Raw genomic sequence first — 13,183 nt, forward strand, 5'->3', positions numbered from 1 at the left:
CCGCCCGGTTCGTGGTCCGGCGTCGGGTCGAGGGGCGGACCACCGCGTCAGCGGGCCGCGCTCGCCTGCGCCGCCGTCAGCCGCGCGCCTGCCACGTGCACACGCAGACCTCGTTGCCCTCGGGGTCCGCGAGGACCCACCAGGCGGGCGCCCGGTCGTCGCTCACGAGGCGTCCGCCCGCGGCGAGCGTCGCGGCGACCCGAGCCTCCGCCTCGTCGTGCGGCACCGTGACGTCGAGGTGGATCCGGTTGCGCTGGGGGCGCGGCGCCTCCATCTGCTGGAACCACACGGACGGTCCGACGCCGCGCGGGTCCACGAGCGCGGGCGAGGGGTCCTCCGCCTCGAGCCGCTCGTTCTCGTACCCCATGACCGCGCGCCAGAACGGCGCGACGGCCGCGATGTCGAGCGCGTCCACAGCGATCTCGGTCGCCTGCGGCGCGCGCGTGTCGGCGTCGAGCCCGAGCTCGTCGACGACCGCCGAGATCGCGTGCGCGAGGCGCACGTCTCGGTCCGTGAGGGCGCCGACGTCGTGCGACCACGTGCTCACGGCCACGCTCGGGTACCGGAGCACGACGTCGGGGTGGTGCCCGAGCTCCTCGGCGACCGCGGCGAGGCGCTGGACCAGCTCGGCACCGCGCACGAACGAACCGGTGCGGACGGTCGTGTGGAGCCGGCCCAGGACGACCCGCCAGTGGCGCTCGTCCACCTGCTGGGTCACGGCCATGTCGGTGAGCGTCGTCATCCCGCCATCGTGGCACCGCGGGGCGGGCCGATCGAGCCCCGGCCCGTGCCGCGCAGCCTCGATCAGGCGATCGGGAGGTACTCCACCCGCTCGACGCGCGCGACCGTGGAGCTCGCGCGGCCGTTGCCGGACGCGTTCACCCCGATCCACACGCCGAGGAAGCCGCCCGTCGCCACGCTGTCGAGCGTGCGACCGTCCGCGACGGCGACCGTGACGGTCTCCGCGCCCGGACCCTCGACGACCAGGGCGTACTCCTGGTCGCGCACCTGCACCGCGAGCGCGAGCGGGGCCGTCACCGGTCCGTCGACGACGACCTCGCCGAGCGTGGTCGCCTCGCCGCCACGGACGTGCACGGCGCGCGCGCGGCGCGTGCCGTCCTCGACCGTCACCGCCAGCCGGACGTGGTCCTGCTCGGACTGGCGCACGGCCAGCCCGACCTCCTCGCCCGGTGCCAGGTCCGCCACGAGCACCGCGCGCACGTCGACGGCACGGTGCTGCTGGCGCAGCCCGAGGAAGGCGGGGACCTCGACGTCGGCGAGCGTCGCGGCCCGCAGGGGCAGGTCCCACCCCTCACCGCGCGGCGTCGCCACCTCGGTCGGCAGCGCACGGACCGAGGTCCAGCGCAGGTCGTCCGGCGTCACGGTGCCCGACGCCGTGCCCTGGGCGGCGCCGAGGACCGGCCGCGTGGCGAACGGCACCTCGACCTCCAGGGGCACGCGTCCGACGCCCGGGGCCACCACGGGCCACCCGTCCTGCCACTCGACGGGGACCAGGAAGGTCTCGCGCCCGAGGTTGTAGTGGTAGCCGCCGTAGGGCCGCATGCCCAGGAGCACCGCCCACCAGGACCCGTCCGACGCCTGCGTCAGGTCCGCGTGGCCGACGCCGACGACGTCGGTCCCTCGGCCGAGGTGGCGGTGCGTGAGGACCGGGTTGCCGCGGTAGCCCTCGTAGGGGCCCGTGACGTGCTCGGCGCGCGCGACGCAGACGGCGTGGTGGAACTCCGTGCCGCCCTCCGCCGCGAGCAGGTAGTAGGAGCCGTCGACCCGGTACAGGTGGGGCCCTTCGGCCCAGACGGCGCCGCGCACGGCGCCCGTCCACACGACGTGCTCCGGGCCGACGAGCTCCTTGCGCTCCACGTCGAGCTCGCGGATCCAGACCTCGGTCTGGTCGAACCACTCCGGGTCCTGCGCGAGCCGGGTCCCGTGGACCCACGCGCGCCCGTCGTCGTCGAAGAAGATCGAGGGGTCGATCCCGTCGACGCCGAGCCAGGTCGGCTCGGACCACGGCCCCGCGGGGTCCGCGGCCGTCATCACGAAGTTGCCGCCCGGCACGCCCTCCTGGCGCGTGACCAGGGTGCAGACGAGCCAGAAGAGCCCGTCGTGGTGACGCAGCGTGGGCGCGTACAGCCCGCCCGACGACGGGATCCCGGCGTAGTCCAGCATGCCCGGCCGGTCGACGACGTGGCCGATCTGCTCCCACGAGACCAGGTCGTGGCTCCGGAAGACCGGCAGCCCCGGCAGGTACTCGAACGTCGAGGTGACCAGGTAGTACGTGTCCCCCACCCGGCAGATCGACGGGTCCGGGTAGCAGCCGGGCAGGACGGGGTTGGCGACCAGCGTCACGCGGTGACCTCGCTCGCCGCGCGCGCCACGGCGACCTCCACCCAGCGCGCGTCGTCGAGGCGGACCTCGTGGACCTGGCCCGTCACGGCCAGCACGGCGCGCGGGGTCGCCGCGCCCGCGACGACGTCCGGACGCGCGCGCGTCCCGGCGGGGATGGCACCGCCCGTGTGGTTCTTGGCCGCGTCGGCGTCGGACGCCGCGGCGTGCGCACCGACCCAGACCTCGACGTCCCCGGGCTCCACGACCCGCACCATGCGCCGGTCGGAGAACGCCAGCCGCGTGGTCGGGACGGTGAAGGTCACCCGCGCCGACTCCCCCGCCTCCAGCGTGGTCCGCGCGTAGCCCAGGAGCTGGGTCACGGGACGCGTCACGCTCGCCCGGACGTCGCTCCCGTAGAGCTGGACGACGTCGGTGCCGGCGACCGTCCCGGTGTTCGTCACGGTGACCGAGGCGGTGAAGGCCCCGGACGACGGGACGGACGCGTCGACCTCGAGGTCGTCGTACGCGAACGAGGTGTAGGTCAGGCCGAACCCGAACGGCCGCAGGGGCGTCGGGTCGGCGGAGGTCACGTCGGAGGGACCACCGAGGACCGGCTGCAGGTAGCTGTAGGGCACGGCGCCCGTGGCCCGCGGCACGGAGACGGGCAGGCGACCCGACGGGCTGCGTCGGCCCGTGAGGACGTCCGCGAGCGCCAGTCCCCCGCCCTCGCCGGGGAAGAACGCCTGGAGCACGGCGCCCGGACGCGGTCCGGGGCCCTCGAGCGCCCACGCGATGGCGTAGGGCCGGCCCGTCAGGAGCACCATGACCACCGGGGTGCCGGTCGCCACCAGCGCCTCGACCAGCTCGCGCTGGACGCCGGGCAGCTCGAGCGACTCGGCGTCGTTGCCCTCCCCCACGGTGCCGCGGCCGAAGAGCCCGGCCTGGTCCCCCACGACCACGACGGCGACGTCCGCACCCGCGACCGCGGCGACGGCGTCGGCGAAGCCCGAGGTGTCGTCCCCCTCGACCGCGCAGCCCTGGGCGTGCACGAGCTCGGGCTGCGGCATGCCGGCCGCGGTGAACGCCTCGCCGAGGGCCTGCGCCACCGACGGGATCTCGAAGCCGAGCTCGACGCCAGGGTGGTGGGCGAGCACGTGGTTCGCGAACGAGTAGCACCCCATGAGGGCCTCGGCGCGATCGGCGTTGGGGCCGACCACAGCGACGCGGGCGGGCGGCGCGTCCCACGCGCCGAGCGGCAGCACGCCGTCGTTCTCCAGCAGCACCACGGACTCCTCCGCCAGGCGCCGGGCGAGCTCGCGGTGGCGCGGCGTGTCGAGGTCGACCACCGCCGGCGGCTCGTCCTCGAACGCGCCGGCGTCGAGCAGGCCCAGGGCCTCCTTCTGCGCCAGGACCCGCAGCACCGCGCGGTCGACGTAGGCCTCGTCCAGGTCACCGGCGCGCACGCGCTCCGCCAGCGGCTCGAGGTAGGCATCCCCGTTGGGCAGCTCGACGTCGATGCCGGCCTGCAGCGCGAGACCCGCCGCCTCGCCGCGGTCGGCGGCGATGCGGTGCATGACCTCGAGGAACGCGATGGCGAAGTAGTCCGCCACCACGACGCCGTCGAAGCCCCAGCGCTCGCGCAGGAGGTCGGTGAGCAGCTCGGGGTTCGAGGCGACGGGGACGCCGTCGATCTCGGAGTAGGAGTTCATGACGGAGCGGGCGCCGCCGTCGAGGACCGCCATCTCGAACGGCGGGAGGAAGACGTCGGCGATCTCGCGCGGTCCGGCGGAGACCGGACCGTGGTTGCGGCCGCCGCGCGAGCCCGAGTACCCGACGAAGTGCTTGAGCGTCGCGTGGACGCCGACGTCCTGCATGCCGAGCACGTACGACGTGCCGACCGTACCGACCAGGTAGGGGTCCTCACCGATGCACTCGTCCACGCGGCCCCAGCGCGGGTCGCGCACCACGTCGAGCACGGGCGCCAGGCCCTGGTGCACGCCGAGCAGGCGCATGGAGTCGCCGATCGCCCGGCCGACCTCGCGCACCAGCTCGGGGTCGAACGAGGCGCCCCACGCGAGCGGCGTCGGGAAGGTCGCGGCGCGCCACGCGGCGAGCCCGGTGAGGCACTCCTCGTGGACCAGCGCGGGGATGCCCAGGCGCGTCTCGCGCTTGAGGCGGCGCTGCTCGGCCCACAGCCAGGCGGCACGCTCGGCCGGCTCGACCGGGCGGGTGCCGTAGACGCGCGTGTAGTGGCCGATCCCGTGCCGGGTGATCTCTCCCAGCCGCGACGGGTCGCCCTTCCCGGCCGCCATCTCCGACTGCATCGGCGCGACGGTGCCGTTCTGGTCGATCCAGTAGCCGACCAGCTGGGCCAGCTTCTCCTCGAGCGTCATGCGGGAGTGCAGGGCGCTGACGCGCTCCGAGACCTCGGGCATGGCAGGGACGTGCGTCACCGGTTCCTTCTTTCTTCGCGACGCGGCGGTGATACGCCCGCACGCGGCGTGCACGCGGCGGGGCGCCTGCCTCGTGCGGCAGGGCATGACGAGGGGACGAGCAGGGGGCCGACGGGCGCCCGCCCCGGCGGCGGCACGGGTGCCGCCGCCGGAACCGGGGATCAGCCCTTGACGGCGCCGGTGAGACCGCCGACGATCCTCCGCTCGAAGAGCGAGAAGAAGATCAGCGCCGGGATCATCGACAGCGACGTGAACGCCAGGACGCGCGCCGTGTCGACGGAGTACTGCGCCGCGAACGCCTGCACGCCGAGCGGCAGGGTGTAGGAGTTCTCGTCGTTGAGGATGAACAGCGGGAGCATGTAGCTGTTCCAGCTCGCGATGAACGCGAGGATCCCCGTGGTGATGACACCGGGCAGGGACAACGGGACGACCATGCGGAAGAAGAACCCGAGCCGGCTGGCACCGTCGATGGCGGCAGCCTCCTCGAGCTCCTTGGGGATCGCCCGCAGGAACGGCACGAGGATGATGATCGTCGTCGGCAGCGCGAAGGCGATCTGCGGGAGGATGATGCCGGCCAGGCTGTTCATCAGGCCGAGCTCGCGGACCAGGATGTACAGCGGCGTGATGGCCACCGTCATCGGGAACATGAGCCCCGCGGCGAACAGCGAGTACAGCGCCGTCCGGCCCTTGAACTCGTACCGCGCGAGCACGTAGCTCGCCGAGACACCCAGCACCACGACGCCCAGGGTGGTGGCGAGCGCGCTGATCGCCGAGTTGCCCATCTGGCGCCAGAAGATCTCGCTCTGGAGGACCCCGAGGTAGTTGCCGAGCTCCCACGGGTTCGGCAGCCCGGCGGGGTCGCGGATGATCTGCGAGTTGTCCCGGAAGCCGCCGACCACGATGTAGGCGACCGGGGCGATGCACAGGCCGACGAAGAAGAACGCGATCACGTACGTCATCGGTCCGCTGCGCCCGAGGCGCCCCCCGCCCCGCTTGCGCTTGGTCGGCCGGTCCGCGGGCAGCGGCGGCGCGGCGAGCACACTGGCGCTCATCGCTTCTTCCCTTCCGTGAGCGCGCCCTCGGTGTCGCGGCGCAGCACGTAGCGCTGGTAGACGAGGGCGATGACCAGCGAGATGACGAACAGGACCACGGCGACCGCGTTGCCGAAGCCGTAGTTCCCGGCGTTGCGGCCGTTGACGACCATGTACGTCGCCATCGTCGACGTGCCCACGGTCGAGGCCACGTACTGGCCCCAGACGATGTACACGAGGTCGAACAGCTGGAGTGAGCCGATGATCGACAGGAACGCCCAGATGCGGATGGTGGGGCCCAGCAGCGGCAGCGTGATGCGGCGCTGGATCTGCCAGTAGGACGCACCGTCGATGGCCGCCGCCTCGAAGAGCTCCTCGGGGATGCTCTGGAGGCCGGCGAGGAAGAGGATCACCGCGAACCCGATGTACTTCCAGGTGATGATCAGCATCAGGGTCCAGATGGCGACATCCGGGTCACCGAGCCAGTCCACCGACAGCCAGCTGAGGCCGATCGAGTCGAGCACGTCGTTGATGGCGCCGCCGGTGCGGAGCATCATGCTCCAGCCCGTGCCGACGATGACCTCGGAGATCACGTACGGCACGAAGATCAGCACACGGACGAGCGACCGGCCGCGCATCCGCTGGTTGAGCAGGAGCGCGAGCGCCACGGCCGCGGGGCCCTGGAGGACCAGGGACATCACGACGATGAAGCCGTTGTGCAGCAGCGCGTCGTGGAACGTGGTGTCCCGGAAGATCGCGAGGTAGTTGTCGAGTCCCACGAAGTCGGTGGGCGGGCCGAAGCCCTTCCACCGGTAGAACCCGTAGTAGGCCGCCATGACGACGGGGAAGATGACGAACGCGAGGAAGATCACGACGGCGGGGCCCGTGAGGAGCGCGATCTCGCCGCGCTTGGCCCAGTCGGCGCCGGGGCGCCGCCGGCGGACCGGGGACGGTGCCGTGGTGGCACCGCCCCCGCTCCGGGAGCGACCCTCAGGCGACGTCGTCGTGAGCGTGTTATCGCCCAGGGAGTCACTCATGGGTCCGACTACTCCTTGGCGGCCGCGTCGTTGACGGCGGCGACGATGCCCTCAGGCGTGTCCTGGCCGGAGAGCATGTTGACGACACCCTGGTTGAGGGCGTTGCCGACGTTCTGGCCGAACAGCGTGTCGAGCCAGACCTGGACGTACGCCGCGTCGTTGTACGCCGCGAGCACGTCGAGCAGGGCCGGGTCCGTCACGACGCCCTGGGCCTCCTGGCTGGCGGGCAGGGTCACGAACGCCTCGGCGTACGCCTCCTGGCGCTCCTGCGACATGAAGAAGTTGAGGAATGCCGCGCACTCCTCAGCGGGAGAGTCGGCGTGGCAGGAGTAGCCGTCGACGCCACCCATCATGGCGGTCGGGTCGCCCGCGCCGCCGTCGATGGCCGGGAAGGGGAACCAGCCGAGGTCGGCCTTCGGCTTCTGGTCCGGCGTGAGGTCGGCGATGACGCCCGGGTTCCAGGCGCCCATGAGCTCCATGGCGGCCAGGTCGTTGGCGATCAGGCCGGCCGACGAGGACGCGCTGCCCTGGGCCTCGGTGCTGAGGTAGCCCTCCTGGAACGGCTGCGTCTCGTTGAAGGCCTCGAGCTCCTCGGCCGCCTCCAGCCAGCACGGGTCGTCGAACGACATCGTGTCGGCGGCCTCCTGCATGACCTCCTGCGAGCAGCTGCGCAGCGCGTAGAAGTAGTACCAGTGGGCCGCCGGCCACGCCGCCTTGCCGCCGAGCGCGACGGGCGCGATGTCGATCGCCTTGAGCTTGGCGACGGCGTCGTCGAGCTCGGCCATCGTCGTGGGCGTGCCCTCGATGCCGGCCTGCTCGAACATCGTCTTGTTGTAGTAGATGCCGCCCGGGAGCACCGAGGTCGGCATGCCGTAGACCTTGCCGTCGATGGTGAACGCGTTGAGCGTCCCGCTGACGGCCGACTCCACGTCGTCGGCGATCAGGTCGGTGAGGTCGAGCGCCTGCCCGGCCTCGACCATGTCGGCGAGCTTGCCGCCGCCGCGCGCCATGAAGATGTCGGGCGCGTCGCCCGAGTTGAGGGCGGTCTGCAGCTTGCCGTCCATGTCCTCGTTCTGGATGGACTGGATCTCGATCTTGACGCCCGGGTTCTCCTCCTCGAAGAGCGCGGCCGTCTCGTCCCAGTACTCCTTGCCGGGGCCCGTGGTCGAGTTGTGCCAGAAGGTCAGCGTCACGTCGCCGTCCTCGCCACCGCCGCCACCGCCACCCCCGGTGTCGCCGCCGCCACAGGCGGCGAGGAGGGCGGTCGCCATCAGCAGCGCTGTCGGCGCCAGGAACTTCCGTGTGTTCATCAGTGGTCCTCTTCGTTGAGTAGCGGTGTGGTACAGCGTGTCCCCGGCGAGCGCCGTGGTGGGACACGCGGGGTGTCAGCGGGGTCGGACCGCACAGGGGGTGTCCGGGGTCTGGGCATCTGTGCCTGTTCCGCGCGGCCGCACGGCCGCCGTTCCGGTAGGGCTCGTCTTCGTCCGCACCGGATGCTCCTCTCACCGTCGACAGGGCTTGCGCGCCGAGCATCGCAAGTCCAAACCCGTCGTGTCAAACGATTTCGATACCGTTATCGAAACGCTATGCTCGGCGCCATGCAGCAACGCAGCCGCGTGACGATCAACGACGTCGCCCGGACGGCCGGGGTCTCCGTCGCGACGGTCTCCAAGGTCCTCAACGGGCGGTACGGCGTCGCGGTCGATACCTCGGCCCGGGTCAAGAAGGTCGTCGACGAGCTCGGGTACGAGTCCAGCCTCGTCGCGCGCAGCCTGCGCAGTCAGCGCACCAACGTCATCGGCATCCTCGTCGCCGAGTTCGAGCCGTTCAGCACGGAGCTGCTCAAGGGCACGAGCCAGGCCATCGCCGACACGGGCTACGAGCTCCTCGCCTACTCCGGCGGGGGGCGCGCGGGCGGCGACGTCGGCTGGGAGCGCCGCTACCTCTCGCGCCTCAGCGGGACCCTCATCGACGGCGCGGTCCTGGTGACGCCGACCGTGGTGGACGCGAGCAACGGGGTGCCGGTCGTGGCCGTCGACCCCCACACCGGCCCGTCCGGCATGCCGACGGTCGACTCTGACAGCCTTCGCGGGGCCGTCCTGGCCACCCAGCACCTCCTGGCCCTGGGACACCGGCGGATCGGCTTCCTCGGAGGGCGTCCCGACCTGGAGTCGGCCCGCCTGCGCGAGGAGGGGTACCGCACCGCGCTGCTCGAGGCGGGCATCGCCCCCGACCCGATGCTCATGCGCGTCGGTGGCTACCGCCCCGAGACGGCCGACCAGCCGGCGCACGAGCTGCTGACCCTGGCGGCGCGCCCGACGGCGATCTTCGCGGCGAACGACCTCTCCGCCATCCGCACGATGGAGGTCGCGCGCGGCCTCGGCCTGCGCGTGCCCGACGACCTCTCGGTCATCGGCTTCGACAACGTTCCGGAGTCGGCGATGACCGTCCCCGGGCTCACCACGATCAACCAGCCGATCCGGCGCATGGGGTCCGAGGCCATCCGGCTGCTGGTGGGTCTGATCGCCGGCGTCGCGGGCACCTCGACGCACCTCACGCTCCCGACGGAGCTCGTCGAGCGGGGCTCCTGCCGCGCGCTCTGACGACACTCGGCCAGCGCCTGACACCACAGCACCTCCCTCAGTCGCGCGCGGCCACCTCGGCCGTCGACTCCTGGCCCTCGCGGATGTGCCGCGTGACCCACGGGGCGATCGCCAGCAGGGCCAGGCCCGCCACGACGGCCACGGCGCCCGTGCCGCCGAAGAACGTCGCCTCGTCCATGCCCTCGGTGGCCGTGATGAGCTGGGCAGTGATGGCGTTGCCGGCCGCCGGCGCCAGGAACCACAGCGCCATGGCCTGGCTGCGGAACGCCCGCGGAGCCAGCAGCGTCGTGGCGGCGAGGCCGACCGGCGATAGGAAGAGCTCGCCGACGGTCTGGATCACGTAGACGACCAGCAGGACCCACGCGGGCGACGTGCCGTCGCCCGCCGCCGCGGCGGCGGCGGACAGCACCAGGAAGCTCACGCCGGCGAGCGAGAGGCCGATCGCGAACTTCACCGCCGTCGGCGGACGGTCGTCGAGCTTGACCCACATCCACGCGAAGACGGGCGCGAGGACCACGATCGCGGCGGGGTTGATCGACTGGAACAGCTCGGGCGAGATCGTCATGCCGAACACCTCGAGCTCCGTGCGGTCGGCCGCGTAGGCGGCCATGGTGCTCGCGGCCTGCTCGAAGATCATCCAGAACAGCATCGCCGCCACGAACAGCGGCACGTACGCGGCCAGGCGCGAACGCTCGGGCGCCGTCACCTTGGGCGAGCGGAACATGACGACGAAGTAGGCGACGGGCGCCGCGAAGGCGAGGAGCGACATCGCGTCGATGAAGGTCGTGACGTCGGTCTTGCCCGACCACAGCCGTGCGATGACGACGACCAGCAGCACGCCGACGGTGATGAACGCCGCCGTGCGCACCACGCCCGCGCGGTCCTCGGGGCGGATGGGGTTCGGGACGGCCTCGCCGGCGCCGCGGAGCTCCTTGCGCCCGAGGACGAAGAACACGAGGGCGATCGTCATGCCGACCGCCGCCACGGCGAAACCGGCGTGGAACCCGCCCCAGGCGCGCGCCGCGCCGACGAGGATCGGCGCGGCCAGCGAGCCGATGTTGATGCCCATGTAGAAGATCGAGAACGCCGAGTCGCGCCGCGGGTCCTCCCGCGAGTAGAGCTCGCCGACCATGCTGGAGACGTTGGGCTTGAGCAGGCCGGTGCCGATGGCGACCAGGGCGATGCCGATGTAGGACAGCGCCGGCACGGGGACGGCGAGCGCCACGTGGCCGGCCGCGATGATGACGCCGCCGTAGAGGGTCGAGCGCCGCGAGCCCAGCACCCGGTCCGCCAGCCAGCCACCCACCACGGACAGCAGGTAGACCGACGTGCCGTAGATGGCGACGAGCGCGGCCCCCGTGCCGGACGCGATGCCCAGGCCGCCGTCGGCCACGGCGTCCGTCAGGTAGTAGAGCAGGATCGCGCGCATGCCGTAGTAGCTGAACCGCTCCCACAGCTCCGTCGTGAAGAGCGTCATCAGCCCCCGCGGGTGACCGAAGAAGGTCCGTTCGCGCGGGGAGGGTGTCGCGGCGCCGGCGGTGTTCTGCTCACGCATGTGCTCCATCGTCCACCCGCGACGCCCCGAGCGTGCAACCGAGAAGGTTCGGCGTGACCGGCCTCACCCTGTGAGGCTGGTCACGGGGCCGTGGGGGTGCGATCGTGCTCGGTGCCCGCGGGCACGCCGACGGGCCGGCTCGAGGGACACGGGAGCGGCGATGACCGATACGCCGGCCCTGCTGCTGCGGCGGTTGCGCGCGGCGGGCGTCGGCGACGTCGTCGCGATCGAGCCGGCCCCGGGCGGGCTCGCCGCCGTCGCCGGGATCGCCCGCCGGGGCGACGGGACGTCGGTCTTCGTCAAGGCGTTCACCGAGCCGCCGCCGTCGGACGACGTGTTCGCGACCGAGGCGGCGGGCCTGGACGCGCTGCGCGCGCTGGGCGGCGTCGCGGTGCCCGAGGTGCTCGTCGTCAGCCGCGACCTGCTCGTGCTGTCCGTGCTGCGGCCGCGACCCCGCTCGGCGGCCTTCTGGGAGGACCTTGCACACGTCGTCGCGCAGCTCCACACGACCACCCACCCGCGGTTCGGCTGGCACCGCGACGGGTGGCTGGGACGGCGGCGGCAGGTCAACACGTGGGAGGACGACGGGTTCACCTTCTTCGCGCGGCACCGGCTGCTGCGGTGGCTCGACGAACCCCGGGTCCGGGCCGCCCTGGACGAGGCCGACAGGTCCGCGTTGGAGCGGCTGTGCGCCCGGCTGCCCGAGCTGCTCCCGGACCGTCCGGCCTGCCTCACGCACGGCGACCTGTGGACGCAGAACGTGCTCGCCACGCCCGGCGGCGCGCCGGCGCTCATCGACCCCGCCGTCTCCTACACCTGGGCGGAGGTCGACCTCGCCCACCTGTGGACCACGGCGCCGCCGCCCGAGGCCGAGGCGTTCTTCGGCCGCTACGCGGAGCTGACGTCGCTCGACCCGGGCTGGCGGGCACGCATGCCGATCCTGCAGCTGCGCCAGCACCTGGCCGTGGTCGCGCAGCTCGACCCCGACTGGGGGGCCGCCGACCAGGTCCGCGCGACCCTGGCCCCCTTCCGCCGCCGGTGACCCGCCGGCCCACCCCGGCCAGCCCCTCGCCCACCCGCCGAGTTCGCCCGTTCCACGCCAGCACGTCCGCTGGGCAGGACGTGGTGGCGTGGAACGGACGTGCTCGGGGGCGACGGGACGGGAGCCGGGGGCTCAGGTGCGGGCGACGACGTTCTCCGGCTCGTCGCCAGCGGTGAGCCGGACGAGCTGGCGGCGCAGGAGGCGGACGAGTCGCGGGGTGGTGGCGTCCGTGTGGCCGCCGAGGTGCGGCGTGACGATCGCGCCCGGCGCGGACCACAGCGGGTGGCCGGCCGGCAGCGGCTCCGGGTCCGTGACGTCGAGCGCCGCGCGCAGGCGCCCGCGCTGGAGCTCGGCGACCAGCGCGTCGGTGTCCACCACCTTGCCGCGACCCACGTTGACCAGCAGCGCACCGTCGGGCATGCGCGCGAGGAACTCGGCGTCGACCAGGCCCTCGGTCTCCGGCGTCAGCGGCGTGACCAGCACGACGATGTCGACGTCCGGCAGCAGGTCGTGGACGTCGGCGATCGCGTGCACCTGGACCCCGTCGTCGACGCGGGCCGAGCGGGCGACCATGACGACGTCGGTCTCGAAGGCCTCGAGGCGCCGGCGCACCGCGGAGCCGATGGCCCCGGCACCGACGACCATGACGCGGCGGTCGGCGAGCGACGAGCGGCGCCGCGGCGCCCACTCCTCGCGGCCCATGGCGCGCACCGCGTCGTCGATCCCGCGCTGCGAGGCGAGCACCAGCCCCAGGGCGAGCTCGGCGGTCCCGTCGTCGTGGATGCCGCGGCCGTTGCACAGCAGCACGCCCGGCGGCATCTGCGGCAGCGCGTGCTCGTAGCCGGCGCTCGCGAGCTGGACCACGCGGACCTTCGGCAGCGCCCGCACGCGCGCGAAGCCCTCGTCGTCGATCGAGCTGTTGGGCAGCACGACGAGGTCGACCTCACCCGCCTCGGGCAGGTCCGCCCGCAGGTCCCACGCGAGCACCCGGACGCCGTCGGGCAGGTCACCGCCCGTGAGGCGGTCGCGGACGTCGGTGCTGGGGACGGTGACGGTCAGCATGGGGCGGAGGGCTCCTTCGATCGGCGGGGACGGCCGCGCCGCGGCGCGGGCCTGCCC

At 73.0% G+C, this 13,183-nt stretch carries 10 protein-coding genes; 2 read left to right on the forward strand and 8 right to left on the reverse strand.

What is annotated here, in order from left to right; translation table 11 throughout:
• Nucleotides 1-76: 76 nt before the first annotated feature.
• The 6 genes from H2O74_RS10870 to H2O74_RS10895 form a co-directional block, all read right to left on the reverse strand.
• Nucleotides 77-742, reverse strand: coding sequence for a VOC family protein (locus H2O74_RS10870; protein ID WP_182111602.1), 666 nt, complete (start codon nt 740-742; stop codon nt 77-79).
• Between the two features lie 62 nt (nt 743-804).
• On the reverse strand, nt 805-2,364 hold the full coding sequence (locus tag H2O74_RS10875) for a glycoside hydrolase family 43 protein (RefSeq protein WP_182111603.1): 1,560 nt from the start codon (nt 2,362-2,364) through the stop codon (nt 805-807).
• Nucleotides 2,361-4,778, reverse strand: coding sequence for a glycoside hydrolase family 3 N-terminal domain-containing protein (locus H2O74_RS10880; protein WP_255491901.1), 2,418 nt, complete (start codon nt 4,776-4,778; stop codon nt 2,361-2,363). The genes H2O74_RS10875 and H2O74_RS10880 overlap by 4 nt, the downstream gene beginning before the upstream one ends.
• Nucleotides 4,779-4,957: 179 nt before the next feature.
• Complete coding sequence (locus tag H2O74_RS10885; protein WP_182111605.1) at nt 4,958-5,848, reverse strand: carbohydrate ABC transporter permease; 891 nt, start codon at nt 5,846-5,848, stop codon at nt 4,958-4,960.
• Nucleotides 5,845-6,864, reverse strand: coding sequence for a carbohydrate ABC transporter permease (locus H2O74_RS10890; protein ID WP_182111606.1), 1,020 nt, complete (start codon nt 6,862-6,864; stop codon nt 5,845-5,847). The genes H2O74_RS10885 and H2O74_RS10890 overlap by 4 nt, the downstream gene beginning before the upstream one ends.
• Before the next feature lie 8 nt (nt 6,865-6,872).
• Complete coding sequence (locus H2O74_RS10895) at nt 6,873-8,174, reverse strand: extracellular solute-binding protein (protein ID WP_182111607.1); 1,302 nt, start codon at nt 8,172-8,174, stop codon at nt 6,873-6,875.
• 288 nt (nt 8,175-8,462) lie between these two features.
• Between H2O74_RS10895 and H2O74_RS10900 the strand changes: the two genes are divergently transcribed.
• Nucleotides 8,463-9,467, forward strand: coding sequence for a LacI family DNA-binding transcriptional regulator (locus tag H2O74_RS10900; RefSeq protein ID WP_182111608.1), 1,005 nt, complete (start codon nt 8,463-8,465; stop codon nt 9,465-9,467).
• Nucleotides 9,468-9,504: 37 nt separating this feature from the next.
• Here the strand turns inward: H2O74_RS10900 and H2O74_RS10905 are convergent, their stop codons facing one another.
• Entirely contained in the window at nt 9,505-11,022 is a 1,518-nt protein-coding gene (locus tag H2O74_RS10905; RefSeq protein ID WP_182111609.1) for a peptide MFS transporter, read from the reverse strand.
• Nucleotides 11,023-11,182: 160 nt separating this feature from the next.
• Here H2O74_RS10905 and H2O74_RS10910 point away from each other — a divergent pair, with 160 nt between their 5' ends.
• Entirely contained in the window at nt 11,183-12,064 is an 882-nt protein-coding gene (locus tag H2O74_RS10910; RefSeq protein WP_182111610.1) for a fructosamine kinase family protein, read from the forward strand.
• Nucleotides 12,065-12,196: 132 nt separating this feature from the next.
• Here the strand turns inward: H2O74_RS10910 and H2O74_RS10915 are convergent, their stop codons facing one another.
• The gene (locus H2O74_RS10915; protein ID WP_182111611.1) at nt 12,197-13,126 is read right to left on the reverse strand and encodes a 2-hydroxyacid dehydrogenase; all 930 of its coding nucleotides are present in this window, start codon (nt 13,124-13,126) and stop codon (nt 12,197-12,199) included.
• Nucleotides 13,127-13,183 lie beyond the last annotated feature (57 nt).

The sequence above is a fragment of the Actinotalea sp. JY-7876 genome (assembly GCF_014042015.1).
GTDB lineage: Bacteria > Actinomycetota > Actinomycetes > Actinomycetales > Cellulomonadaceae > Actinotalea.